This window comes from Silvimonas sp., assembly GCF_031291215.1.
Taxonomy (GTDB): Bacteria; Pseudomonadota; Gammaproteobacteria; order Burkholderiales; family Chitinibacteraceae; genus Silvimonas; species Silvimonas soli.
Genome location: NZ_JARLJK010000139.1, coordinates 68,185 through 91,418, shown reverse-complemented (window position 1 = coordinate 91,418; position 23,234 = coordinate 68,185). Strand labels below are relative to the sequence as shown.

The window sequence follows — 23,234 nt, the reverse complement described above, 5'->3', positions numbered from 1 at the left end:
TCTCTCGAGTTCGGGCCAGGCAACAATGGGCGGGATATATGGTGCAACCCCATGCGCCTGACTGCTGTAGGTGTCGTCTGATAACAATGTAAGACACCTTGTCACTCCAGGGTAACACACTAAGCCGAATGTAAAAGGGCATCGGTTGTGTCGGCTGCGATACGGTCTGCGCTGATCGTTCAGCCGCGATCATGCGCTGGTGCCGGGCTAGCGGGCACAAACAGATAACCCACGCCCCGCACGGTGCGGATCAGCGTTTCGCCCAGTTTTTTGCGCAAATGGTGGACATGGACTTCCACCGTATTGCTGCCCACTTCATCGCCAAAACCATAGAGGCTGTCTTCCAGCTGGGCACGGGTGCGGGCGATGCCGCGATGTTCTACCAGATCAACCAGCAACAGGAACTCGCGCGGCGAGAGCTGGATTTCGTTGCCGTTCAGATGCACGTGGCGGGCGGCCGGGTCGATGATCAACGAACCCGCCTCGATTTTCGGTTGCGAGCGGCCATGCGCGCGTCGCAGCAAGGCACGCACGCGAGCGACCAATTCGGCCAGCGCGACCGGCTTGGTCAGATAATCATCGGCGCCGCTTTCCAGCCCGGTCACCCGTTGTTCGATCTGATCGCGCGCGGTCATGATCAATACCGGCATATCCAGACGCTGGGCGCGCAAGCTGCGCAATACAGTGATGCCATCGCGGCGCGGCAGGCCCAGATCAAGCACCACAACCTCATACGGCACCACGGCCAGCGCACTGAGCGCTTCTTCGCCGTCGGTGATCCAGTCCACGGTAAACCCGGCATCACGCAGGCCAGCGGCTACACCGTCGCCGAACAAAATATCGTCTTCTACCAGCAGTATGCGCATAACCGTCTTTCTCGGGCTGAGGGGCTGGCGCTAGCAGTTGGGCTGCCAACGCCGACAAGTTCTTCTTGAAATGTGGAGCTTGAATAAATGCAAAACAATGCAAAACAGGCGCTGCACGACTTACGCAAACCCGAAGTCGGGCGTTGCTACGGGAGCACAAGGCGTCAGATCGCACAGTGTAACCCGTTCGCCGCAATCGCCGTCTGGTCGCCGGGGATAAGTGCGCTATGGTGGCGGGCACGGTTCGTCCGTAGACCGCGCTGCCCGGTGCCCGATTCTCACTGCTTGCCTATCAGTAGATTTGCTGATTACCACAGCATGACTTTCAGGTTGACGATGCTGCAAGCCAAAGGCAGCATCAACTGCCATAGTGGATGTCACACCAACACCCTCAAGCAAGCGCCGGCAGAGCGTCCATGAGGTGGAGAGATCGGTATGGATAACAGACATTGCATCCTGATTCTGGATGACGATGCGCAGGTAAGACTCTGGTTAAAAACATTGCTGGAAGACGCTGGCTTTGCGGTTTGTGCGGTGGCCCGCGGCGACGAGCTGCAGGCCCATCTGGCCACGCAACCGTGTTCGCTGGTGATTCTGGATCTGAAACTGCGTGGCGAAGACGGCATGACCGTCGCCCGCGAGTTACGGCAGAAATCGGCAGTACCCATCATCATGATCAGCGGGCAGGGCGACGAGACAGATCGTGTGCTGGGGCTGGAAATGGCGGTGGATGACTTCATCAACAAGCCGTTTTCCGGGCGCGAGTTGCTGGCACGGGTGCGCGCGTTGTTGCGGCGGAGTACCGAGTTGTCGCCGCCGCGCCAGCCTGGTGAAGCGGGTGGCGTGCGTTACAGCTTTGGCGACTGGGTGCTGGATATGGGCAAGCGCGTGTTGATCCGGCAAGGTTGCGAGCCGTGTTCGCTCACGCGGGGTGAGTTCGCCATTCTGGCCGCCATGGTGCAGCACCCCAGCCGGGTGTGGTCGCGTGATCAGTTGCTCGAACACACTCGCGGCATCGAGATTGACGTGTATGACCGGACGATCGACGTCTTGATTTTACGATTGCGTCGCAAGATCGAGCCCAATCCGCGCTTGCCAGCGTATATCCGCACCGAACGTGGCGAAGGCTATCTGTTCGCCTCGCCCGTGACGCGGTTGTAAACGTCCGCCATGCCACCATTACGCTCCCGTCTGCCCGATACCTTGCGCATGCCCAGCATCCGCACGCGGCTGATTGTGGCTTTTCTGTTGCTGTTTCTGGTGACGCTGTCGGTGGCGGTGGTCGGTGTGATGGGCATGCGTGCCAACCAGCGGGCGCTGGATGAATACGAAGCCAACGTGGTGCCGGAGATCGCCCGCGTACTCAAATTGTCAGAGAAAGTTGCGCAAGTAGCGGCGATTGCACCGGCTATGGCAGGGACGGATTCGCCCGATTTGTTGCACAGCGATACCGAAGTGCTGCACAACCTGCTGCACGACATTCGTCTGCTATCGATGGATTTGCCCGAGCACACCAGCGACCAACTGGCCGCCAGTGCCGAACTGGATGGCATTGACCGCGACCTGACCCGCCTGATGGTGCAATCCGGCCTGCACCGGCAATTGCAGCGACGTCTCAACGAAGAACGCCGTGACGCCGAGCGCGCCGGTAACGATATCCTGCGCCGCCGCCAGGCGTTTGCCCGTAACGCGCCGACCATGCTCAATTTGTGGGTCGTGACCATGAGCACGTTTCAGGCGACCGACTTCACCACTTTGGGCGTGGCCGAAAGTGACAGCGAGGCGCTGTGGATGCAGGTACGTCTTCGGGGCGAGGCCCAGCGCGAGCCACAACTGGCGCAACTGCTTTACCAGATCGGCAACGGCCCGGACAACGTGTTTGCGCTGCGTAACGAGTTTCTGACCAGCGAACAACGCATGACCTATCTGGTGCAGCTGATTCGCGCGCACGCCGATCAACTGGACGCCCGCTCCGCCCAATATGTCGAAGAGCTGCGCCAAGTCACCACGCAACGCCACGAAGGCGTACGCCGCGTGGTGTCATCGAGCGAATCCGGGCTGATTTTGCTGGCTGCGGTGGGCGTGGTGCTGGCGCTGCTGGGGGTGACCTATGTTGACCGTGTGCTGCGCAAGCTGCAGCGCATGACTCGCGTACTGGCGCGGCTGGCTTCGGGCAATACCGAACAGCGTATCCCCTCAATTGATCGCAAGGATGAAGTGGGCGAACTGGCGCGGGCGTTTGAGGTATTCCGCGCCAACATGCTGGAAAAACAAAAGCTGACCGAAGGTCTGGATACGCAGCAACGTTTGCTGGAAACCGTGTTTCGCTCGATGAACGACGGTGTGTCAGTCCACGATGGCGATGGTCGCTTGGTGGGCTGGAATCCGATGTTCCAGGCCGCGCTGGGTATGCCGGATCAGCGTTTGCATATCGGCATGAGCTTGCTGGAACTGCGCAAGGCGTTACCGGTTCACGCGCGCTGGCGGGCCGTGTCGCGGCGTACGGCCACACGCACCACTGATCGACACACCCGCATTGCCGCTGCCGCCGAATTGCATTTTGCCGATCAGCGCATCCTGGAGTTCCACTGCCAAGGCATGCCGGGTGGCGGCTGGGTGGCGGTGTGTCGCGATCTGACCGCGCGCCGCGCAGTGGAGGCGGACTTGCGCCAGGCGCAAAAGATGGAAGTGCTGGGTCAGCTCACTGGTGGCGTGGCGCATGACTTCAACAATTTTCTGGTCGCCATTCTCGGTAATCTGGAAATGCTTGAAGGCAAATTGCAGCAACAGCCCGAAGCGCTGGGCATGGCCGAACTGGCGCGGCGTTCAGCCGAACGGGCATCGCAACTGACGCGGCGTTTGTTGTCTTTTGCCCGGCGCCAGCCTTTGCAGGCCGAGGTGGTTCCGGTTGAGGGCATGCTGGCCGAAATGTTCGACCTGATCGAATACGCCGTGGGCGCGGGGATTGACGTGGTGCTCCAGCCGCCAGCGAGTGAATTGAGCGTACGCGTTGATCGCGGCCAACTGGAAAACGCCATTCTGAATCTGGCGCTCAACAGTGCTGCCGCGATGCCGGACGGCGGTACGCTGACCTTGAATATAGAGCTGCGTGACAGCGCCGAGCGCCTGCCCAATATCGCCCAGGCGGTGGTGATCTCGGTTACCGATACCGGCAGCGGCATTCAGCCTGAGCTGATCGACAAAGTCATGGAGCCGTTCTTCACCACGCGTGCGCTGGGTGAGGGCAGCGGTCTGGGGCTCAGCAGCGTTTACGGTTTTGTGCGGCAAAGCGGCGGCGACGTGCAGATTCAAAGTACGGTCGGCAAAGGCACTACCGTGTCGCTCTGGCTACCACCCAGTTCTGCTGAAAGCGAACGCATCTTGCTACCCGGCCCGTTGGTGGAAGGTGAGGTGACCGGGCGCGTACTGGTGGTCGAGGATGATCCGGCGGTAAAAGACACCGCACTGGCCATGTTACGCACGCTGGGCGCACAGGCGGCGGGCGTCTCTGGCGCAGATGAAGCGCAACGCTGGCTGGCGCAAAACGAACCCGTGGAACTGGTGTTGTCGGATATTTCGCTCGGCATGGGTGGCAACGGCATTGCGCTGGCCGCCGTCATCGCCAAGCGTTGGCCGCAAACACGGGTGGTGCTGATGTCCGGCCTGCCGCTGGAAATTCACCGCGCGCACCCGGCATGGCGTGAAGGCCAGGTGTTTCTGGCCAAGCCGTTTGTCCGGGCGGATTTGGCCGCGCTGCTGGCGTGAGTTTTTGGTGTCGCTGTGACTGGCGCCGTAACAGCGCAGAAATCGGCAAACCTCAGCGACTTCAAAGAGCCTGCAGGAAATGTCAGGCTTTGTGCTTCCATCAACGTGTCATAGACTGAAGCGCGGCAGAGTGCCCTCTCTGCAAATATGTACCCACCGGACACCTTTCATGCTCGATATCAAAACGTTGTTGGCTCAAGCTGGCTCGTGCCACGACCCCGCCACCGGGGCCATCAGCATGCCAATTTATCAGACCGCAACCTTTGCCCATCCGGCGTTGGGCCAGAGCACCGGCTTTGATTACACCCGCAGCGGCAATCCCACCCGTCAGGCGCTGGAACAAACCATGGCCAAGCTGGATGGTGCCGCGGGCGCGTTTGCTTTTGCCAGCGGCCTGGCGGCCATCAGCACCGCGCTGTGCCTGTTTAATCAGGGTGATCATGTGGTGGTGGCCGAAGGTTCATATGGTGGCACCCAACGGCTGCTGGATCAGGTGTTTGCCCGCTTCGGCATTAGCGTTACCTACGTGCCGGTGGCACAGGTCGATGCGTTTGCTGCTGCCATTCTGCCGAACACCCGCGCTATCTTGGTCGAGAGCCTGTCCAACCCGTTGCAGATTGTGGCGGACTTGCCAGCGCTGGCCAAACTGGCCAAAGACAGCAAGCTGCAATTGTGGGTGGATAACACCTTTCTCACGCCGTACTGGCTGCGCCCGTTAGAACTGGGTGCCGATCTGGTCATTCATAGTGCGTCCAAATATCTGGGCGGGCACAACGACACCATCGCCGGGATTCTGTGCGTGCGCGACCCTGAACTGGCGGCTCGCGTGGCCTACCTGCAAAACGCCATCGGCGCTGTCCTTGCCCCGCAAGATGCCTGGCTCACGCTGCGTGGCCTGAAAACGCTGGCGTTGCGGCTGGAACAGCAACAAGCCTCGGCCCAGATCATGGCCCAATGGCTGCACCAGCAAGACTTTGTCAAAAGCGTGTTCTATCCCGGGCTGCCCGAAGACCCTGGTCACCGCTTGCTGAACCAGTTCGCCACCGGCGCCGGCGCAATCGTGTCGTTTGAGGTGGATAACGTCAGCACGCTGGCCCGTTTGATTGAACAAACCCGGCTGATTGCCTATGCCGAAAGCCTGGGCGGCGTAGAAAGCCTGATCACTGTCCCTGCCTTGCAAACGCATGCCAATCTCTCGCCCGGCGAGCGTTCCCGTCTGGGCGTCACCGATACGCTGGTGCGCTTGTCCGTGGGCATTGAGGCTGTGAGTGACCTGATCGCCGATATTGAAACAGCTTTGGCCGGGTATTAACTGATATTTGCCAACGCGGGCCAATGGTTAACTCGTTGGCCCGCGTTTTTTTGTGCGCGCCGCCTGGTGGGGGCGCTGGCAGACCCAAGACCAACCCAATAAAAACATGGAGATAACAATGGCTCTGTTCGGCAATATCCTGGTCGCCCTCGTCGCCGCCTTGCATGTGTATTTCCTGGTGCTGGAAATGTTCTTCTGGGATAAACCGCTCGGACGCAAAGTATTCCGGCTGACCCCGGAATTTGCCACAGCTTCCAAAGTGCTGGCGGCCAATCAGGGTTTGTATAACGGCTTTCTGGCGGCTGGTTTGCTGTGGGGTTTGCTTCTCGGCCCGACAGGCTTCGCCGTGAAAATTTTCTTTCTAAGCTGCGTAATCGTCGCCGGGGTATTTGGAGCGCTGACGGTGGGCAAGAAGATACTGTTTGTGCAGGCTTTGCCGGCGGTGGTGGCTTTGGGGTTGGTGGTGGTGGGGTAGGGTTGGCCTCGCGCCCCAAAATTTTATTCAGTTTCGTAGCTTCGTAGCCTGGATGGCGTCGGAGCGGGAGCGTAGCGGGCATTCGCGAGAGCGGGCGACTCTACCGGAATTGACCAATGTTGCTCCCCGGATTCCCGCTACGCTTCATCCGGGCTACGGAGTTGGGTAAGCAGACGGTTTGCTGTGGATTTTGACTTCGTGCCCCCTTGCGGCAGCGGGGTCGCCTTCTCTTTGGTTACTTTCTCTTGGCGACGCAAGAGAAAGTAACGTGCTCCCGGGCACCCCCGGGTATCAAACGCTTTTCACATACGTGCCGAAGGCACTAACACAAGCTTTGGACATTCACACTGAGCTGGCTGCGACCACTTCTATCGCCCCTCAAATCCCCGCATTTGCGTAAAATCCCCTCACACCAGCCAGCACCACCGCCAGAAACAGAGGAACCACGCATGACTGAATGGATAGATGTACGCAGCGACACCGTCACTCACCCCACGCCAGCAATGCGTGCAGCCATGGCCGCCGCGCCGGTCGGTGATGATGTTTATGGTGACGACCCCACGGTCAGCCAACTGGAACAACGCGCCGCCAGCGTGCTGGGTAAAGACGCCGCGCTGTTTGTGCCCAGCGGCACCTTTGGCAATCAGCTGGCGCTGTTTACGCACTGCGACCAGGGCGACGAAGTGATTGCTGGTGAAGACAGCCATATCGTCTGGCATGAGGTCGGTGCTGCGGCCATTATCGCTGGCGTGAATCTGCGACCGATTCCGGCGCCGCGTGGCGTGCTCAAGCCTGAGGAAATTCGCCGCCGTATTCGTCCGGGTGGGGATATCCATCTGCCGCGGACCTCTTTGCTGTGCCTGGAAAACGCTTATTCCAGCGGGCAAGTGGTGTCGCTGGCCGACAGCAAAGCCGCGTGGGAAGTCGCACAGGAAGCGGGAATCAAGGTGCATCTGGATGGCGCGCGCTTGTTTAACGCCGCCGCAGCCTTGCAAGTGCCAGCACAGCAGATCGCCCAATATGCCGATAGTGTGATGTTCTGTCTGTCCAAGGGCCTGGCCGCGCCGGTGGGATCGATGCTGGTCGGTGCTACCGATTTCATCGAACGTGCCCGCAAAAAGCGCAAGTTGATGGGCGGTGGTTTGCGTCAGGCTGGCGTGCTGGCTGCACCCGGTTTGCTGGCACTGGACGAAATGTCATTGCGTTTGGGCGATGATCACGCCAACGCGCGTTTGCTGGCCGAACGCATCCAGCATCTGCCGGGTGTGGCGGTAGATATGGATGCGCTGGATATCAATATGGTGTTCTTCCGCTTTACCCGACCGGTCGATGTGGCGGCGTTGATGGCAGGCTTGCAAGCCCGTGGTATCAAGGCCAACCCGCCGGAACAAGGGTTGATGCGGCTGGTTACGCACTGGCAAGTGGGTGCGGCCGAAGTGGAACGTATTGCCCAAGCTCTGGCTGAACTGATCACCGCCTGATCGGGCTGGATGCGACATTTGCCGCTGACGAGCGGGCCGGTAATCTGCCATTTTTGGCTTTGCTGGCTCGCCCGTGCTGTACTTGAACGATTGCCTACTGCCAGCGGAGCCTTCCTGCATGGATGATGACGATATCGAAGATCGCAATCAGTTTCAGCAACTCGCTCCTCTGGTTTTTGCACTGCGCGAAGCAGGTCTGCCTACCCGCTGGGCCCGCAGCGATCTGGCAGTGGAGTTGATGGCGGAAGGTATCGCGCTGGACAAGGTGGTCTGGCGGCTAAAGTCGGTCTTTGAGGCGGGCACCATCAAGGATGAGGTCTATCGCCTGTCGGCTCACGACACCGCTTTGCGCCGGTTTGAATCGTTGTTGCACTTGCAGGGTACAGGCCAGCTATCAGCTACTCAGGCTGCCGAACTGGAAGAATCGCGCGCCATGGTCGACGATGAAACCAAAGACCCGCTGCCGTAACTGCATGCCGGGTCAGATCACCTGGGCCAGGGCCGGGCTGTCCACGAGCGTTGCTGCGAATTCGCCGGGCAACATCGGGGCGAAGCGCGCCGGTTCTGGCCACTAACGGGATCAGCGGTTTTTTGCCAAGGAGTACCCTTATGAGTGCGACACTGCTAGACCTTGAAAAAGTGCGGAATCAGCTTGATACCTGGGAGGTGGAAATCAATACCGAGCTGCGCGATCCGCCGACGAATGAGTTTCAGCACGAAATGCGTACCAGGCATGGAGGGCAGATCAAGGAATGGATCAAGTCACTTGAGCATGAACGGGACCACTTGCAAACCCGTGAGACCAAACCCAATGGCCATGCCCATGTACCCGGCCGCGCAGAAGACGATTTATCGCCCCCACGCCTGCGGCATGCGGAAGATGCCGAAACCGTAGCGCGGATTTACTCCACCCTGGGTTATTTGCGTAGCGAAATTGGCCCCGGTTGAATAGAACGAACGTGGCCTGAGCGTGCGGATAAAGACCTGCCGCATGGGCTACAACCCGGAAAAAAATAGCCGCATTGCGGCCATTTTCGCTTCCCGCGGCAAGTGTTTCAGGCAATCGGCCAGCCCAGACGCCGGGTGAGCTTGCCCATTAACCAGGCCGGGCCGATCAGCAAATAAGCCAGGTCGGTAAAGAACGAAGGGCGTCGACCTTCAATGATGTGGCCGACAAACTGGCCGATCCATGCCAGCACAAACAGGCCCAGCGCCGATACCCACAGTCCGTGCAGTCCGGCGGCGTTCAAAACCGCGATGACCAGCCATGTATTCAATGCCAGCCACAGCAGCATGGTCAGCCCGAGGCGATACGACAAACGAGTGTAAAACCCTAGCGTCGCCGCCATCGCCAGCAGCGCCCAGAAGCCTTGCAGTGGCAGTGGCGAGGGAATCGTCCAGAGCATGGCCAGCGCGCACCATAAAATGACGGGCACGCAAATCCAGTGGATGGTTTGATTTGTGTGGTTGCGGTGATCGCCGCTATAGGCATCGAACCACTGGTTGGCGGTGCGCATAGGCATCTCATTCAGTCAGATGCCAGAGTGTAGCCATGCCGTTTGAGTGGCGCCTATGCGCAGTGCAGCATGCTGGCGTTTGAAACGCCAGCCGTGCGAGAGGGCAGGAGGAGTGGTGAGCTAATCCGGTTTAGAACAACACAAAAAAGCCATCAACAAAATACAGCACACCGACCAGCCCGACCGGCAGCGCCGACAGCCACAGCACCTTGCGCTTGAACAAACCGGCAATTGAGGAGATCAGAATCGCCACTTGCAGGAAGATCACCGCAATACCAAACGGCTTGCCGTGGCGTTGCGCGTCGTCCCGTTGGGCTTCCAGCCCGCGTGCCAGGTCTTCAATGTGGTGCTTCTCGGTGTCGTACTGCTGCACCTTGCTGCTGTAGTCGGCGATTTTTGCGTCGTAGGCCGCGCTGGCCTTGTTATCTACCGGCAATGCGTCACGCTGCAACACCAGATTGTCGCGCTGGATCTGGTACAGATACTGTTTGACGCCCTTGGCTTGGTAGTAGGCCCACTGATCCGACGCCTGAGCCTGGCTGATAACGCCTTTGGTGGAGTAACCGCCGCCCTTGAAGGTCGACAACGTGGCACACACCGCCAGAATGACCGTGGTCAGTGCCAGATAATTCAGCCATGGATCTTTCTTTTCTTCGCTCATGTTCTGTCCCTTTTTTTGAATGACCAATGGATACGGCGGCAGATTGTGGCGTGCTGGATCGTGCTTGGCTGTAACGACGTGTGAAAGCGGGCGCAAATGCAAAAGGGCGCCGGAGCGCCCTGTGATGCGGGTTACAAAAACGATGCGGCAAGTGGCTTAGAACTCGCGAAACGCCTTGTGGCAGGCGGTACAGCTTTCTTCCATGGCCTCGAACTGCGGGCGGATCTGCGCCGGGTCATTAGTTGCAGCCAGTTGCTGCAATTTGGCGGTATTGTCCTGCAGCTTCTGGGCCGCAGCGTGAAAATCTTGCGGCTTTTCCCAGATATTGGGTTTGGCGTCGGTTTTGCTGCTGTCGTCTTTGTTTACCGGCACAAAATACGGCCACGGTTGGGTCGACAACTGCTGCAGCTTGGCTGCATTGGCAGCAAAAGTCTGCGCATTCCAGGTTGCATTGCCTTTCAACATATCGCGCATGCTCTGGCTGGTTCTGAGCATTTCCTTGAACACCTGTTTGCGTTTGTAGACCGGCGAATTCGGGTCTTCGTGCGAACAGCCAGCCAGCAAGAAGGCAAGGCACAGGGCAATAACGGGCAGCTTTATCAATTTCATTGTGATCAGATCAATTTGGTTTGCTAAAAAAGTCGGCACGCACTGCGGACCACCAGCGCCGCCACGGGCGTAACTGGCGATTGGTCCAGCGTCGGATGCGGGCGATCAGCAGATACACCACGCGATAAAGTTTTACGGTCCGCAATGTTGGGCGGCAGGCCTGTTCGATCAGGGCAACACAGCCAAACTCCAGTGTTTTGAGGGTTACGTACAGCGCTGCGCCGACGAACCAGCGACCCTGGACGGTCCAGTATACGCAGATCAGCTTGAGCAGATTGGCCAGCGCAATGGGCATGAGCATGCAGGCGACGGCTTGCCAGGGCGACCTGCGCTGCAACCAGCGTACCAGCAGCGTTCCCCACTTTTGCCACACCGGCTTTGCAGAGCCAACACAAGGGCGAGTGGCAAAGTCCACCACGCGCGGCGGGCGGGGCGGCCAGATGGTGAGCTCATGGTACAAGCGGGAAGGGGGCCAACATCGGAGCATAGCAGGGTAGGCCGCAGATTCATGACGAAGACCGGAAAAAACCGGCTTTTCCCCTCATGCCAGACAAAAGAAACGGTACTCAAGCGCGTGCCGGAGTACCGCCAGTGAACAACAAGGGGAATGCCCTCATACAACGCACATTGACCTGCGGGCGATGACAAGCGCGGGCAAAAAAGCTGAAACCCGCGCCGGATGTGCACCGGAGCGCCTGGCTAGCCGTTGTGCAATCTCACAATGTCTGCCAACGGCAAATAAAATAATCAGCGCGGAGTTATAACAATGGATGTAGATGTCTCGGTCGAAACCGGCGAACGTCGGCTCAATCAAGCAGTAGGGATGTTGGTGCTGTGTTTTTCGGTGATTCTGGGTTTAGCCAAAATCAAGGACGACAATATCGTCCAGGCGATGCAGCTAAGCAAAATGCAGGCGGTGGATACCTGGAACGAATATGAAGCCACCAAGCTCAAGCTTCATCTTCTTGCAAACTCTGATCTGCTACTATCTGCGCTTTTGTCTGGACCCAAAGCCGCCACCGCCCATGCGCAGATCGCCGGGGAAGAGGCGCACTACCAGGCAGAACTACCGCAATTGAAGGCCAGTGCCGAAACTCAGGATGCGGGCTACAACAAACTAAACTACCGTGACGACCAGTTTGATCTGGCAGACGCCATGCTGGGTATTGCCATGGCCTTGGCGGGGATTACCGCCTTGACCCGTTTGCGCTGGATGCTGGGAGTGAGCCTGGTATTTGGTATCCTCGGGACGGCGTTTGTGCTGGCTGGCTTTAACGGCTGGGCTTTGCATCCAGACTGGATCGTCAATCTGCTCAGCTGAGCGATACCGTCGTCTGGCTCCGGCGGTGGCCGCGGTAAGTGGGGTGAATCAGCGCCCCGGTTGTAATAAACAAGGTCAATAACAATGATGAATCTGAACCGCTTCCAGTATTTGCCACGCCAGGTGGTGGAGTCCGGCAATCGCTGGGATTGGGCCTTGCTGCCGCTGGTGTTGTCTGCGCTGGTTTTGCTGGGCTACGGCGCTTCGCAAATGGCCACGCCCTACCAGTTGGGGCAGACGCTGGCCATTTCGCTTGATCCAACTTATCTGCCGTACTATCTGTTGCGCACCATCTTGCGCATGTTTATTGCCATGGCCGCATCGCTGGTGTTTGCCTGCGTTTTTGCCGCGCTGGCCGCCAAGGTGCGCGCCGCCGAGAAAGTGTTGATTCCGCTGCTGGATATCTTGCAGTCGATTCCGATTCTGGGCTTTCTGTCGATCACGGTGACCGGGTTTATCGCGCTATTCCCAGGCAATTTGCTGGGCGTTGAATGTGCCGCCATTTTTGCGATTTTTACCTCGCAAGCGTGGAACATGGCGTTCAGCCTGTATCAGTCGCTCAAAACCGTACCGACAGAACTGCAAGAAGCCGCACGCGTATTCCAGATGTCGGGCTGGCACCGTTTCTGGCGTCTCGAGTTGCCGTTTGCCATGCCAGGCCTGCTGTGGAACATGATGATGTCCATGTCCGGCGGCTGGTTCTTTGTGGTGGCCTCGGAGGCCATCTCGGTCTCTAACCAGGATATCAAACTGCCAGGCATGGGCTCGTACATTGCCGCCGCGATTCAGGCGCAAAACCTGACCGCCATCGGCTGGGCGATCCTGGCGATGCTGATCGGCATTTTGTTGTACGACCAATTGTTCTTCCGCCCGCTGCTGGCTTGGGCAGACAAGTTCCGTTTTGAAGAAACCGGCGGTGGCTCGGCTCAACAGTCCTGGTTGCTGACCTGGCTGCGTCGTACCGACCGTATGCAAGGCACCGTACGCTGGGCGCTGACGCTGATTGACCGCAGCTTCAAATACTTCCGTAAAAAGCATGACGGCACATCGATCATGGCGCGGGTGTCTACCCGTAGCTCCACGGCAGAGCGCGTGTTCGACGCCCTCATCGCTGCGCTGAGTTTGTTTGCAGTGTATCGCCTGGGTTATTTCATTCTGGGCGAAGTGGGTATCGGCGAAGTCGGGCACGTGTTCTTGCTGGGTATTTACACCTTGATCCGCGTGATGATCCTGATCGCGCTAGCCGCGGTGGTGTGGGTGCCGATTGGGGTGTGGATAGGCATGAACCCGCGCTGGGCTGATCGCTTGCAGGCGGTAGCGCAGTTCCTGGCGGCTTTTCCGGCCAATCTGGTGTTCCCGCTGGCCGTGGTGATTATCGTCAAGCTGAACCTGAATCCGGATATCTGGTTGTCGCCGCTGATCATTCTGGGCACGCAGTGGTACATCCTGTTCAACGTGATTGCCGGGGCGTCGAGTATTCCGACCGAGTTGCGTTATGCAGCGCAAAATATTGGTCTGAGCGGCTGGCTGAAATGGAAACGCTACATGCTGCCAGCGGTGTTCCCCAGTTTTGTGACCGGTGCCATTACCGCCAGTGGTGGTTCATGGAACGCCAGTATCGTGGCCGAATACGTGAGCTGGGGGCACACCACGCTCGAAGCGCATGGCTTGGGTAGTTACATTGCCCACATGACCGCCGTGGGGGACTTTCCGCGCATTGCGCTGGGTATCGGCGTGATGTGCGTATTTGTGATGGGGCTGAATCACTTCTTGTGGCGCCGTCTGTATCGCATTGCTGAAGAACGCATGCACTTCTGATGCGCTGGCGCGCCAGCAAGCCGGTATCCCGAATTTGAGTGGCCAGCGTCGGCTGGCCGCCTGAACTGACAAAGCGTACTAACCCCGCGCCACCAAGCAGGCGTAGAGGAGAAAAGAATGGCGAATGCATTGATTGAACTGAAAGGTGTCGGCAAGTCGTTTCGTTCTGCCGACGGCTCGCAACGCGCGGTGCTGGAAGACGTGGATTTTGTCCTGCAAGAGGGCGAGATCGTGGCGTTGCTGGGCCAGTCCGGCTCGGGTAAATCGACCCTGCTGCGCTTGATGGCCGGGTTGATTTCTGCCGACAAAGGCGACGTGCAATATCGCGGCCAGCCGTTGTATGGCCCAACCCGTGGCGTCTCGATGGTGTTTCAGTCGTTTGCCTTGTTCCCCTGGTTAACCGTGCAGCAAAACGTCGAATTGGGTCTGGAAGCACGCGGCGTGCAGCAGGAAGAACGCGAAAAACGTGCTGAAGACGCGATCGAGCTGATTGGCTTGTCCGGCTTTAACGGCGCCTTGCCGCGCGAATTGTCGGGCGGCATGCGTCAGCGCGTGGGCATTGCGCGGGCGCTGGTGGTTGAACCCGATATCCTGCTGATGGACGAAGCCTTCTCCGCCCTGGACGTGCTGACCGGCGAGCAACTGCGCGACGATATGCTGGAGCTGTGGGAAAGCAAACAGACGCCCATGAAGGGCATTCTGGTGGTTTCGCACAATATCGAAGAAGCCGTACTGATGGCCGACCGCGTACTGATTTTCGCCAGCGATCCGGGCCGGGTACGCGCCGAGTTGCGCATCTCGCTACCGCGTCCGCGTAATCCGGAAAGCGTCGAAGTGCGCAGCCTCATCGATGAGGTCTACGCCTTGATGACCGCTCGCGCGCGCGCTGGTCGCACCACCGAGGGCACCCACGAATTGCCGTTGGCCTACCGCTTGCCGGAAGCCGACGTCAGTCGCATGGAGAGCTTGCTGGAGCTGTTGTCCGAGCCGCCATTCAATGGCCGTGCCGACTTGCCAGCGCTGGGTGAAGAAACCGAGCTGACCGATGATGAGTTGCTGCCCCTGGCCGAAGCCCTGCAATTGCTGGGGCTGGCGCAAGTGGCGCATGGCGATATCGCCATTACGCCGCTGGGCCATCGTTACGTGCAGGCCGAAAACACCATGCGCCAGGAGATTTTTGGTCAACAACTGCTGACGCATGTGCCGCTGGCCGCGCATATCCGCCACAGCCTGGAGCAAACCGAATCGGGCGAATTGCCAGAACAGGCTTTCCTCAAGCTGCTGCGCGAATCGCTGGATCAGGAGGAAGCCGAGCGCGTGCTGCAAGTGGCCATCGAGTGGGGCCGGTATGGCGAAGTCTACGAATACGGCTTCCATACCGGGCTGATCGCTTTGCCTGAGCAAGACGAAGAAGAAACCAACACTGCGGATTCCTGATGCAACGCTCGGACCATCCGCTTGAGAGTCCCGGCCTGACCAGCGAGTTGCGCCAGGCCGTGGCATCGCGTACATCCTGGGTTAGCGCCTGGGTGAATCTGGTGTTAGGCGCCGGGCAGATCGTGGTCGGCGTGTTCGCCCACTCGCAAGGTTTGATTGCGGATGGTTTGCATTCGCTGTCCGATCTGGTGGCCGATTTTGTGGTGCTGTTCGCCAACAAACACAGCCACAAAGCCGCCGATGACGATCATCAGTACGGCCACGCACGCTTCGAGAATGCCGCTTCGCTGGCGCTGGGTGTGATCTTGCTGGTGGTCGCAGCAGGCATGCTGTGGGGTGCCGTTGGCAAAATCCAGAATCATGAACTGATCCCCAAGGTGCATGCCATTGCGCTGTGGATCGCCGTGATCGCCATCGTCACCAAAGAGTCGTTGTTTCGCTACATGCTGCGCGAAGCCAAGCGAGTGAATTCGTCCATGCTGGTCGCCAATGCCTGGCATGCGCGCTCCGATGCGGCTTCTTCCGTAGTGGTGCTGGTGGGCGTGGCGGGCAATCTGGCCGGTTATCCGGTGCTGGACCCGTTGGCCGCGGTGATTGTGGCGGTGGTAGTGGGGCGCATGGGCTGGTCGTTCAGCTGGGATGCGCTCAATGACCTGATGGACCGCGCTTTGCCGCTGGATGACGTGCACAAGATTCGCCAGGCGCTGGAAACCACGCCCGGCGTGCTGGATGTACATGATCTGCGAACCCGCAAAATGGGCGATCAGGCGCTGGTGGACGCCCATCTGGAAGTCGCCCCGCGCATCAGCGTGAGCGAAGGCCACCATATTGCAGTGCTGGCGCGGCAAGCCGTATTGGCGCATTTTCCGGTGCTGGATGTGCAAATTCATATCGATCCGCGTGAACAGACCGAATCCATCGACCCCAGACTACCTGCCCGTGAACAAGTGTTGGGCGTGCTGGCCAGCGCACTGACGCAATTGTCGCCCTGCGATTGGGATATCACCCTGCATTATGTGGACGGGCGCTTGAGCGTGGCGTTGCAGTTGGCAGCAGAGGGGGCAACAGTGGATGAAATTGCCCTTCGTACTTATCTGAACACGACCTTAGGCGTGCCGGTTGATCTGACCGTCTGGCGCCGCGAGTCTGTAACTCACCCGGTGCAATAGGCTGCGTTGCGAGTATTTGCCAATAACCTGACCACACCATGAAAACAGCCCCGGCAAGAAGGGGCTGTTTCTGTTTTTACGTCAGCAGAAGCTTAGATCTTGAGCCGATCCACGATCTGGCCTTTGACCAGATGGGAATCGACGATCTCATCGATATCTTCTTCGTCCACGTAACGGTACCAGGTGCCTTCCGGATAGATAACCAACACCGGGCCGTCATCACAGCGATCCAGACAGCCCGCCTTGTTGATACGCACCTTGCCCGGACCATTGAGCTTGAGTGCTTTTACGCGATCTTTGGCATAGGCCTGCATCTGCGAAGCACCGCAATCATTGCAGCTGCTTTCACCTGGACCACGCTGGTTGGTACAGAAAAACACATGATGTTTGAAAAAGCTCATGGGGTAAGTCCCTCAGTCAGTGCGTTCAGGTTAATGATGCGCCACTGGTGCAATGTGTGCGGTAACAAAGAACGGCAGTTCGCCAATGCGGTCAGGCTGCACGGCGTCGATAAAACGCATGTCATCCACGTGGCACTCGGCAAATAGCTCCCGGGCAAAGGCGACCACTTGTTCGGTTTCGTCCAGCGGCGCCAATGGCCAGACGTAACCTTCCCAACGCTCGCTGTCTTCTTGCGCGCTAAAGGTAATGCGGATTTCACCGGGCTCATGCGCGGCAATGGTCACCACCGGCGTGCGACCTGCGGTGCGAATGCTGCGCAGTGCGTTGCTGGCTGCCACCTGCAAACGGGTTTCCAGTTGCGTGATCCGACCGCTTTCCTGCGCTGCCAACCAGGTTTGCGGCACCCGTGGAATGGCAAACAGGGTAACGCCAGCGGTTTGCAATTGTTTACCCAGTTCCTGTGCCAGCGGCACGCCCCAGGCACTCACCTGACCACCCAGTTTGACGGCCGGAGCCGCTGTTTTCTTCTGGATCGCAACGCCTACCAGGTAGCGCAGAAACACGCCTTCATCTTTTAGTGGCACTGGCGCTTCGGCAAAGTTCACCGGCAAACCGCCACTGGCGTACTGCAATTGATCGCGCCAGCGGGTCAGTTGCGCCGGGTTGATTTCTGCCAGTTGTTCCGGATGAGCCAGCTGCGCGGACAGCCATACATCGGCATCTGTAGCAAAAATGTCATGATTTTTGAGCATTTTGGTGACCGCATCCAGGTCATTCAGCTTGCCTGGCAGGTTGGTTTGACCCTTCACGCCAGCGACCAGAACCACCGGAATCGCAAATGGAACTGCCCATTGTTCGTTGTAAGACTCTGGCTGTTCAACGGCCTTGCGCAACGATTCCCATAGTATGCTGTAAGCATATTGTGACGGTGCCTGCGTCAGGGCAGCATGCAGGGCGCCGTGGTCATTTGCCTGTAAAAGCTCACAAATCAAGGCGTCCAGCGCGCCGCGTTTCAGTTTGACCTGTTCCGCGTCACGTTCGGTTAACAACGACATCAGCGCGCGAATGGCCGGGTTGTTGGCGTTCACGCGAGGGTACAACCGGGGGTCTGGCAGCGTCATGGCGGTATCTGGCAAAAAGACAAAATTATACGCTCTTGCTGTAAATTACTGGTCTTGCAAATCGGTTTTTCCATGCCCTTGAATTGTTTGACAATCCAGGCCAATTTCGATAGATTCAAAGGCCTGTTGGGATGCAGCAGCTGCGTCTTGATAGTTTCTCCTTTGTAGATGTTGTTGGTGGACCCGGGGCTTAACGTCCCCGGGTTTTTTTTCGCCCGGAGTTTATCTGCCATGTCTGACGCTGTTTTGATCAATCAAGCCATGTTGGCCGAGCTGGCTGCCCAAGCCGCTGCCGCCCCGCGCTTGCGCAAGAATCTCAACTTTCATGCGGCCAATGAAACGCCTTGCCACCGCCTGCTCAATGCTTTGCAACCCGGTACCTACGTGCAACCGCACTGTCATCTGGACAGCAGCAAAGAGGAATCCATCATCGCGTTGAGCGGCCGTTTGGGATGTCTGATTTTTGACAGCAACGGTAAGGTTTTGTCGACCTGTGTGTTGGCACCGGGCAGCGATGTCGTGGGGATCAACATTCCACCGGGCGTTTTTCATAGTCTGGTGGCGCTGTCAGCGGACTCTGTGTTTTTTGAGAGTAAACAAGGACCGTACGTACCAATTGCCGTTGCAGAAAAATCGACCTGGGCGCCAGCAGAGGGCGAAGCCGGTTGCGCGGATTACCTTGAGTTTATGCTCGGTCACTTCAACTGAGCTGACGCGGGCAGATTTTCCCGCGCAAAGCGGAATGGCCAACCGGTAGCGCCGCTAGTTGCTGGCGCGCTCGGTAAAGGTGTCGATGCCTTCAATCACGCCGGGCTGGATATCCAGCCGCGCCACGTTGGCGTTAGGTGGGCCGTGGCTGGCCCAATCCACCATTTCATCCACCCCATTGGCGTTGCCTTCGACATGGATCTCCACCGTGCCGTCATGCCGATTGCGCACCCAGCCATACAGGCCCAGCCGTTTGGCTTCAAGGCAGGTGGCAAAGCGAAACCCCACTCCCTGAACATGTCCGTGGACCAGCAAGCGTTTGGCAACGGTCATTGTTCCGGTTCCTTTGCGCGGGCAATACAACTGTGGAGTGGCAGTTTGCGGGCAGGCTTAGTGCGGGATGTGTCCGCCAAACAAGCCGATTGCGCCAATGATGATGAGATAGATCGCCACAATGAAATTGAGCAAACGCGGCATGATCAGAATCAGGATACCGGCGATCAACGATACCAACGGGGCAAGATAGAGCTGGATATTCATGCACGTGCTCCTTGAAGGGCTGTCGGTTTTATAAATGACACCAGCAAGAACGGCAAGTTGCGTTGTTGCAAATCTCTTATACATGCATTGTGTTATGGGTAGCATGCTTGTAATGCAAGATACCTTGTTGTATAAAGCTCTCACGAAATCGGTGACGGCTGCCGAAGGGGAATAAACCAGGAATGAAGACGCAACTCAAGAAGGGCGCATTGGATATGTGCGTGCTGGCCGTACTGGCGCAGGGCGATAGCTACGCGTGGGCGATTGTTAACCAGCTGGCTGCCAGCATGGAGATCAGCGATGGCACCATTTATCCGTTGATGCGGCGGCTGCAGGATGAAAACTGGGTGTCTACTTATCTGGTTGAATCCAGCTCTGGCCCGTCCAGAAAATACTATCGGCTGACTGATGCTGGTCTGGAAAGCCTGGGGCAAATGCGCCAGGAGTGGAATGAATTCGTTACAGAAGTAGAAGGCGTCCTGAACGCCGCGCATAACGGGAGAGAACGCGAATGAACCAGAAAACGTTTTTGCTGCGGCTACGCGCCGGGCTCCAGCGTTTACCGGCGAAAGACATCAACGAAATCGTCAGTGATTACGAAGAATTTTTCCGCGACGGCACGGCAGAAGGGCATACCGAAGAAGAAATCGCCGCGCGGCTGGGTGATCCGGAGCGCATTGCCCGCGAATTGAACGCGCGCTCGCAGCTGCAGAACTGGGAAAAGCGCAAATCGTTCCGTTCGCTGTGGGGCGTGGTTATGGCCTATGCCGGGTTGGGCGCGCTCAATTTTGTGCTGGCTTTCCCTTTGTTGTTCTGGCTGCTGCTCTTGACCTGCGGGTTTATCACGGCGGGCAGTCTGCTGCTGGCTGGGTTGATCTGCACCACGCTGGGCGTGACTCAATGGGCCTTTGGCTGGCCCGATAGCGAAAAAGTGGTGGTTTCGCACAAGCATCAGAAAAACATGGCTTCGGGCTCTGCCTCGATCATCATTGGTGACTCGGGCGTTGAAATCATTGGTAACGATGCGCAGGCGGTAAAGAACGCCGTCGACAAGGCCAGTGGTTCGGGCAGTTCGGTCAAAATCATTGCGGACAAAAAGAGCGGCACCGCATTGATTGATATCCAGGACAAAAATGGCTCCGTGCATATCTCTACCAGCAAACTGGCGGTAGATAGCGCTGACGATGCTGCCGATGCTGCTGCAGACAAAGCTGAAGCCGCAGCCGACAAAGCGGCCGAAGCGGCGGATCGTGAGGCAGACAAAGCAGAAGAAGCGGCCGATAAAGCGGCAGCAGCAGCGGATAATCCTGGCGACAAGCAAGCCGTGAAGGCCGCTGCCGATGCCGCGCGGGCCAAAGCGGCCGCAGCACACGCGGTGGTAGAAAAAGTGGCGGCCCAGCGTGAAGCCGAAGCCAAGGCACAACAGGCTGCTGCGGCGGCAGATCGGGCGGCGGCAAACCTCAACAAGTCGGCCAGCGCTGCCGATGACGACGAGGATGGTCCTGAAGTCGTCAAAAAGGTGCTGCATATTGGCAACGATGGCTACGACAAAAAGCTGTTGCCGATTGGCCTGGCACTGTTGCTCAGTGGTGGTTTAGGCATTGTGATCGCCGTGTTGCTGGCACGCTGGACTGCGCGTCTGGTCAGCCGTTTTATCCGCTATCAACTTGATTTGCTGGGCGTAAACAAAGCGGAGCAAACCGCCTCCTGATGATTGCGCCAGTCTGATCGCCTCGCGGGCCGGAGCCTATGCTGATAGAATTCCGGCCTTCGCAAGGTGTCCACAGCAATGTGGGTGAAACTGGGAATCAGGTGCGCCGTATCGATCAACCTTTGTAACGGGTTGATTTCAAATCGCTAATCCTGAGCTGCCCCCGCAACGGTAAGTCGTATCGAAAGCGTTCAAACAGGCCACTGACTCTTCACTAAAGAGTTGGGAAGGCGAACGCTGGAGCGACCAGCCCGGAGACCGGCCTTGCGTTAAAACGCACGCAATGTGCGCAACAAAGGCGGAAGGCGCGGGGTGCGGCTGGACGATGATCTGGCTCGGGCTAATCCCGGCGCTGCCGATCGCGTGTCTTCCGGAATATATTTATCGCCTGCGTGGGGCAGGCATCAGGAAGGCACCATGTCCACATTAAAAAAACATCCACTTCGCTTCACGCCGCTGGTTCTGGCGCTGGCCGCAACCGTCGCTTTTGCTGACGACGCCAGCGTACAACCCGTCATGGTCGTGACCGCAACGCGTATCGCCGCCAATCCGGACACACTTTCTAGCGACACCACCGTGCTGACCGCCACGCAATTGGCCAACAGTGGCGCGCAAACGCTGGGAGAAGCGCTGGCCACGGTGCCTGGTGTGCAGTTCTCTCGCTCTGGCGGTTTTGGCCAGCCAGCCAGCTTGTATATCCGCGGTGCCAATGCCAACCAGACGCTGGTGCTGGTCGATGGCCAACGCATGGGCTCGGCGACCTTGGGCGGCACGTCGTTTGATTTGATCCCGATTGCCAGCATTGATCACGTGGAAATCCTGCGTGGCCCGGCATCCAGTTTGTATGGCTCGGATGCGGTCGGCGGCGTGGTGCAGATTTTCACCAAGCGCGGTCAAGGCGCACCGCATGTGTGGGGTGGTGTTGAGTACGGCACCGACAGCACCTGGGGCGCCAACGCAGGTTTGTCGGCGTCGCAAGACGATACCCGCATCAGCCTGGGTGTGAGCCACAAGGAAAGCGAAGGCTTCAATGTGACCAAGCCTGCCAACACCTTCTACTACGAGCCGGATCGCGACGGCTGGCATCAAACATCGGCCAACTTCGATCTCTCGCATTTCTTTGGCGAAAGAAACGAACTGGGTATTCGCGGCCTGTATGTACAAAGCGACTCGGCATTTGACTCCGGTGGCCTTCCGCCTAACCCGTGGACGCGTGAAACGCAGACCAATCTGTCCGTTTACAGTCGCAACCAGATCACCGACGCCTGGAAGAGCACGCTGACGATTGGCCAGTCGCAAGATCAATCGCATGCGAATTCGTTCGACTACAACACCTTCCTGCCGTACACCAGCCGGTTTGATACCCGCCAGAAGCAAGTGAGCTGGGAAAACCGCATTGATAGCAGCGTCGGTAACTGGCTGCTGGGTCTGGAATACCTGAACGAATCGGTCACCAGCACCGCAACTTATGACGTCAACAGCCGCATCAACCGCGCCGCGCTGGCCGGTTGGCAGAATGACTTTGGCGATCATCATCTGCAAGCCAATATCCGTGCAGAAAACAACTCGCAGTTTGGCGATCAGACCACCGGCAATATCGGTTACGCCTGGAAGTTTGCCAAGCAGTGGCAATTCACCGCCAACGCTGGCACCAGCTTCCACGCGCCGACCTTCAACGATCTTTACTTCGATTGTGGCTACGTTTGCTCCAACCCGAACCTGCAGGCAGAAAAAGGTCGCTCGGCTGATCTGGGCTTGCGTTGGGATGCGGCGGGCTGGAACACCACGCTGGTCGGCTTCGAAAATCGTATTCGCAACCTGATCGTGCTGGATGCCAATAACAACTACATTCCGGAAAACCTGAGTGAAGGCAAAATTGTTGGTGCAACGCTGACCACCCAAGGCAAGCTGGCCGGGCTGGATATCGGCGGCAGCATTACCCGGCAGAATCCGTTTGATGCCGATACCGGTTTGTTGTTGCCGCGCCGCGCCAAGTTGTTTGGCGATGTGACAGTAGCGCAAAGCATTGGTATGTGGCGCTGGAATGCCGATCTGCAAGCGTCGGGCCAGCGTTATGACGATGCAGCCAATACCGCTGCCAACGAAATGGGCGGATACGGCATCCTGGGCTTGGGTCTGGATTACAAGATTGCCAAAACCTGGAAGGCCGGCCTGCGCATCAACAACGTGTTTGACCGCGACTACGAACTGGTCAAAAACTACAACGTGCAAGGCCGTGCTTACTTTGTCACGCTGTCGTATGACGGTGCGGGCTTCTAAGGCGCACGCCACCGCTTGACGCAATCCGTTGTGTTTTAGCG

24 protein-coding genes and 1 riboswitch are annotated in these 23,234 nt (G+C 58.2%); of the genes, 15 read left to right on the top strand and 9 right to left on the bottom strand.

Annotated features, from left to right (window positions below):
* Positions 1–179: 179 nt before the first annotated feature.
* Entirely contained in the window at positions 180–866 is a 687-nt protein-coding gene (locus tag P4L78_RS17970) for a response regulator transcription factor (RefSeq protein ID WP_283150098.1), read from the bottom strand.
* A 435-nt stretch (positions 867–1,301) separates the two neighbouring features.
* On the opposite strand from P4L78_RS17970, the gene P4L78_RS17965 reads away from it, so the two are divergent.
* The 7 genes from P4L78_RS17965 to P4L78_RS17935 all read left to right on the top strand — a co-directional run bounded on the left by P4L78_RS17965 (position 1,302) and on the right by P4L78_RS17935 (position 8,847).
* Entirely contained in the window at positions 1,302–2,027 is a 726-nt protein-coding gene (locus P4L78_RS17965; protein ID WP_309329559.1) for a response regulator transcription factor, read from the top strand.
* Between the two features lie 9 nt (positions 2,028–2,036).
* On the top strand, positions 2,037–4,631 hold the full coding sequence (locus P4L78_RS17960) for an ATP-binding protein (protein ID WP_309329557.1): 2,595 nt from the start codon (positions 2,037–2,039) through the stop codon (positions 4,629–4,631).
* Between the two features lie 169 nt (positions 4,632–4,800).
* A complete protein-coding gene (locus P4L78_RS17955) occupies positions 4,801–5,943 on the top strand; it encodes a PLP-dependent aspartate aminotransferase family protein (protein ID WP_309329555.1) in 1,143 nt (380 codons plus the stop codon).
* Between the two features lie 118 nt (positions 5,944–6,061).
* On the top strand, positions 6,062–6,418 hold the full coding sequence (locus tag P4L78_RS17950; protein WP_283150094.1) for a DUF1304 domain-containing protein: 357 nt from the start codon (positions 6,062–6,064) through the stop codon (positions 6,416–6,418).
* Between the two features lie 449 nt (positions 6,419–6,867).
* Entirely contained in the window at positions 6,868–7,899 is a 1,032-nt protein-coding gene (gene ltaE, locus P4L78_RS17945; RefSeq protein WP_309329553.1) for a low-specificity L-threonine aldolase, read from the top strand.
* A gap of 118 nt (positions 7,900–8,017) precedes the next feature.
* A complete protein-coding gene (locus P4L78_RS17940; RefSeq protein WP_309329551.1) occupies positions 8,018–8,368 on the top strand; it encodes a hypothetical protein in 351 nt (116 codons plus the stop codon).
* A gap of 140 nt (positions 8,369–8,508) precedes the next feature.
* A complete protein-coding gene (locus tag P4L78_RS17935; RefSeq protein ID WP_283150091.1) occupies positions 8,509–8,847 on the top strand; it encodes a hypothetical protein in 339 nt (112 codons plus the stop codon).
* Between the two features lie 107 nt (positions 8,848–8,954).
* Here the strand turns inward: P4L78_RS17935 and P4L78_RS17930 are convergent, their stop codons facing one another.
* From P4L78_RS17930 to P4L78_RS17915, 4 genes are all read right to left on the bottom strand, one after another.
* Entirely contained in the window at positions 8,955–9,416 is a 462-nt protein-coding gene (locus P4L78_RS17930; RefSeq protein ID WP_309329548.1) for an Mpo1-like protein, read from the bottom strand.
* 130 nt (positions 9,417–9,546) lie between these two features.
* On the bottom strand, positions 9,547–10,077 hold the full coding sequence (locus tag P4L78_RS17925) for a DUF4337 domain-containing protein (RefSeq protein ID WP_283150089.1): 531 nt from the start codon (positions 10,075–10,077) through the stop codon (positions 9,547–9,549).
* 156 nt (positions 10,078–10,233) lie between these two features.
* Entirely contained in the window at positions 10,234–10,686 is a 453-nt protein-coding gene (locus tag P4L78_RS17920) for a cytochrome c (RefSeq protein ID WP_309329546.1), read from the bottom strand.
* 10 nt (positions 10,687–10,696) lie between these two features.
* Positions 10,697–10,987, bottom strand: a complete 291-nt coding sequence (locus tag P4L78_RS17915; protein ID WP_309329544.1) for a hypothetical protein — start codon at positions 10,985–10,987, stop codon at positions 10,697–10,699.
* Between the two features lie 465 nt (positions 10,988–11,452).
* On the opposite strand from P4L78_RS17915, the gene P4L78_RS17910 reads away from it, so the two are divergent.
* The 4 genes from P4L78_RS17910 (at position 11,453) to P4L78_RS17895 (ending at position 16,431) form a co-directional block, all read left to right on the top strand.
* A complete protein-coding gene (locus P4L78_RS17910; RefSeq protein WP_283150086.1) occupies positions 11,453–12,007 on the top strand; it encodes a DUF4337 domain-containing protein in 555 nt (184 codons plus the stop codon).
* An 84-nt stretch (positions 12,008–12,091) separates the two neighbouring features.
* Complete coding sequence (locus tag P4L78_RS17905; RefSeq protein ID WP_309329542.1) at positions 12,092–13,825, top strand: ABC transporter permease subunit; 1,734 nt, start codon at positions 12,092–12,094, stop codon at positions 13,823–13,825.
* Positions 13,826–13,942: 117 nt separating this feature from the next.
* Positions 13,943–15,262: a nitrate/sulfonate/bicarbonate ABC transporter ATP-binding protein gene (locus P4L78_RS17900; protein WP_283150084.1), complete on the top strand. Its 1,320-nt coding sequence runs from the start codon at positions 13,943–13,945 to the stop codon at positions 15,260–15,262.
* The gene (locus P4L78_RS17895; protein ID WP_309329540.1) at positions 15,262–16,431 is read left to right on the top strand and encodes a cation diffusion facilitator family transporter; all 1,170 of its coding nucleotides are present in this window, start codon (positions 15,262–15,264) and stop codon (positions 16,429–16,431) included. The genes P4L78_RS17900 and P4L78_RS17895 overlap by 1 nt, the downstream gene beginning before the upstream one ends.
* A 92-nt stretch (positions 16,432–16,523) precedes the next feature.
* Here P4L78_RS17895 and P4L78_RS17890 read toward each other — a convergent pair whose 3' ends face one another.
* Together P4L78_RS17890 and P4L78_RS17885 are read right to left on the bottom strand one after the other, a co-directional pair.
* The gene (locus tag P4L78_RS17890; protein WP_283150082.1) at positions 16,524–16,832 is read right to left on the bottom strand and encodes a ferredoxin; all 309 of its coding nucleotides are present in this window, start codon (positions 16,830–16,832) and stop codon (positions 16,524–16,526) included.
* 30 nt (positions 16,833–16,862) lie between these two features.
* On the bottom strand, positions 16,863–17,954 hold the full coding sequence (locus tag P4L78_RS17885; protein WP_309329537.1) for a hypothetical protein: 1,092 nt from the start codon (positions 17,952–17,954) through the stop codon (positions 16,863–16,865).
* A 231-nt stretch (positions 17,955–18,185) separates the two neighbouring features.
* Here P4L78_RS17885 and P4L78_RS17880 point away from each other — a divergent pair, with 231 nt between their 5' ends.
* On the top strand, positions 18,186–18,662 hold the full coding sequence (locus P4L78_RS17880) for a WbuC family cupin fold metalloprotein (protein WP_309329535.1): 477 nt from the start codon (positions 18,186–18,188) through the stop codon (positions 18,660–18,662).
* A gap of 54 nt (positions 18,663–18,716) precedes the next feature.
* Here the strand turns inward: P4L78_RS17880 and P4L78_RS17875 are convergent, their stop codons facing one another.
* Together P4L78_RS17875 and P4L78_RS17870 are read right to left on the bottom strand one after the other, a co-directional pair.
* The gene (locus tag P4L78_RS17875) at positions 18,717–18,995 is read right to left on the bottom strand and encodes an acylphosphatase (protein WP_309329534.1); all 279 of its coding nucleotides are present in this window, start codon (positions 18,993–18,995) and stop codon (positions 18,717–18,719) included.
* A 57-nt stretch (positions 18,996–19,052) separates the two neighbouring features.
* Positions 19,053–19,202 carry a DUF3096 domain-containing protein gene (locus tag P4L78_RS17870; RefSeq protein ID WP_283150078.1) on the bottom strand — a complete coding sequence of 50 codons (150 nt, stop codon included), beginning with the start codon at positions 19,200–19,202 and terminating at the stop codon, positions 19,053–19,055.
* 182 nt (positions 19,203–19,384) lie between these two features.
* On the opposite strand from P4L78_RS17870, the gene P4L78_RS17865 reads away from it, so the two are divergent.
* From P4L78_RS17865 to P4L78_RS17855, 3 genes are all read left to right on the top strand, one after another.
* Positions 19,385–19,717, top strand: a complete 333-nt coding sequence (locus P4L78_RS17865) for a PadR family transcriptional regulator (protein WP_283150077.1) — start codon at positions 19,385–19,387, stop codon at positions 19,715–19,717.
* Positions 19,714–20,913 carry a DUF1700 domain-containing protein gene (locus P4L78_RS17860; protein WP_283150076.1) on the top strand — a complete coding sequence of 400 codons (1,200 nt, stop codon included), beginning with the start codon at positions 19,714–19,716 and terminating at the stop codon, positions 20,911–20,913. The genes P4L78_RS17865 and P4L78_RS17860 overlap by 4 nt, the downstream gene beginning before the upstream one ends.
* A gap of 47 nt (positions 20,914–20,960) precedes the next feature.
* A riboswitch (cobalamin riboswitch) is annotated at positions 20,961–21,195 on the top strand.
* A 135-nt stretch (positions 21,196–21,330) separates the two neighbouring features.
* Positions 21,331–23,193 carry a TonB-dependent receptor domain-containing protein gene (locus P4L78_RS17855; RefSeq protein ID WP_309329531.1) on the top strand — a complete coding sequence of 621 codons (1,863 nt, stop codon included), beginning with the start codon at positions 21,331–21,333 and terminating at the stop codon, positions 23,191–23,193.
* Positions 23,194–23,234 lie beyond the last annotated feature (41 nt).

What these genes read in the sequence shown, in the direction of transcription:
- P4L78_RS17965 (WP_309329559.1), top strand. Translation starts at nt 1,302, where the DNA reads ATGGATAACAGACATTGCATCCTGATTCTGGATGACGATGCGCAGGTA.
- P4L78_RS17900 (WP_283150084.1), top strand. Translation starts at nt 13,943, where the DNA reads ATGGCGAATGCATTGATTGAACTGAAAGGTGTCGGCAAGTCGTTTCGT.
- P4L78_RS17895 (WP_309329540.1), top strand. Translation starts at nt 15,262, where the DNA reads ATGCAACGCTCGGACCATCCGCTTGAGAGTCCCGGCCTGACCAGCGAG.
- P4L78_RS17855 (WP_309329531.1), top strand. Translation starts at nt 21,331, where the DNA reads ATGTCCACATTAAAAAAACATCCACTTCGCTTCACGCCGCTGGTTCTG.
- P4L78_RS17935 (WP_283150091.1), top strand. Translation starts at nt 8,509, where the DNA reads ATGAGTGCGACACTGCTAGACCTTGAAAAAGTGCGGAATCAGCTTGAT.
- P4L78_RS17925 (WP_283150089.1), bottom strand. Translation starts at nt 10,077, where the DNA reads ATGAGCGAAGAAAAGAAAGATCCATGGCTGAATTATCTGGCACTGACC.
- ltaE (WP_309329553.1), top strand. Translation starts at nt 6,868, where the DNA reads ATGACTGAATGGATAGATGTACGCAGCGACACCGTCACTCACCCCACG.
- P4L78_RS17865 (WP_283150077.1), top strand. Translation starts at nt 19,385, where the DNA reads ATGAAGACGCAACTCAAGAAGGGCGCATTGGATATGTGCGTGCTGGCC.
- P4L78_RS17885 (WP_309329537.1), bottom strand. Translation starts at nt 17,954, where the DNA reads ATGACGCTGCCAGACCCCCGGTTGTACCCTCGCGTGAACGCCAACAAC.
- P4L78_RS17890 (WP_283150082.1), bottom strand. Translation starts at nt 16,832, where the DNA reads ATGAGCTTTTTCAAACATCATGTGTTTTTCTGTACCAACCAGCGTGGT.
- P4L78_RS17905 (WP_309329542.1), top strand. Translation starts at nt 12,092, where the DNA reads ATGATGAATCTGAACCGCTTCCAGTATTTGCCACGCCAGGTGGTGGAG.
- P4L78_RS17915 (WP_309329544.1), bottom strand. Translation starts at nt 10,987, where the DNA reads ATGCTCATGCCCATTGCGCTGGCCAATCTGCTCAAGCTGATCTGCGTA.
- P4L78_RS17870 (WP_283150078.1), bottom strand. Translation starts at nt 19,202, where the DNA reads ATGAATATCCAGCTCTATCTTGCCCCGTTGGTATCGTTGATCGCCGGT.
- P4L78_RS17960 (WP_309329557.1), top strand. Translation starts at nt 2,037, where the DNA reads ATGCCACCATTACGCTCCCGTCTGCCCGATACCTTGCGCATGCCCAGC.
- P4L78_RS17950 (WP_283150094.1), top strand. Translation starts at nt 6,062, where the DNA reads ATGGCTCTGTTCGGCAATATCCTGGTCGCCCTCGTCGCCGCCTTGCAT.
- P4L78_RS17930 (WP_309329548.1), bottom strand. Translation starts at nt 9,416, where the DNA reads ATGCGCACCGCCAACCAGTGGTTCGATGCCTATAGCGGCGATCACCGC.
- P4L78_RS17955 (WP_309329555.1), top strand. Translation starts at nt 4,801, where the DNA reads ATGCTCGATATCAAAACGTTGTTGGCTCAAGCTGGCTCGTGCCACGAC.
- P4L78_RS17940 (WP_309329551.1), top strand. Translation starts at nt 8,018, where the DNA reads ATGGATGATGACGATATCGAAGATCGCAATCAGTTTCAGCAACTCGCT.
- P4L78_RS17880 (WP_309329535.1), top strand. Translation starts at nt 18,186, where the DNA reads ATGTCTGACGCTGTTTTGATCAATCAAGCCATGTTGGCCGAGCTGGCT.
- P4L78_RS17860 (WP_283150076.1), top strand. Translation starts at nt 19,714, where the DNA reads ATGAACCAGAAAACGTTTTTGCTGCGGCTACGCGCCGGGCTCCAGCGT.
- P4L78_RS17875 (WP_309329534.1), bottom strand. Translation starts at nt 18,995, where the DNA reads ATGACCGTTGCCAAACGCTTGCTGGTCCACGGACATGTTCAGGGAGTG.
- P4L78_RS17910 (WP_283150086.1), top strand. Translation starts at nt 11,453, where the DNA reads ATGGATGTAGATGTCTCGGTCGAAACCGGCGAACGTCGGCTCAATCAA.
- P4L78_RS17920 (WP_309329546.1), bottom strand. Translation starts at nt 10,686, where the DNA reads ATGAAATTGATAAAGCTGCCCGTTATTGCCCTGTGCCTTGCCTTCTTG.
- P4L78_RS17970 (WP_283150098.1), bottom strand. Translation starts at nt 866, where the DNA reads ATGCGCATACTGCTGGTAGAAGACGATATTTTGTTCGGCGACGGTGTA.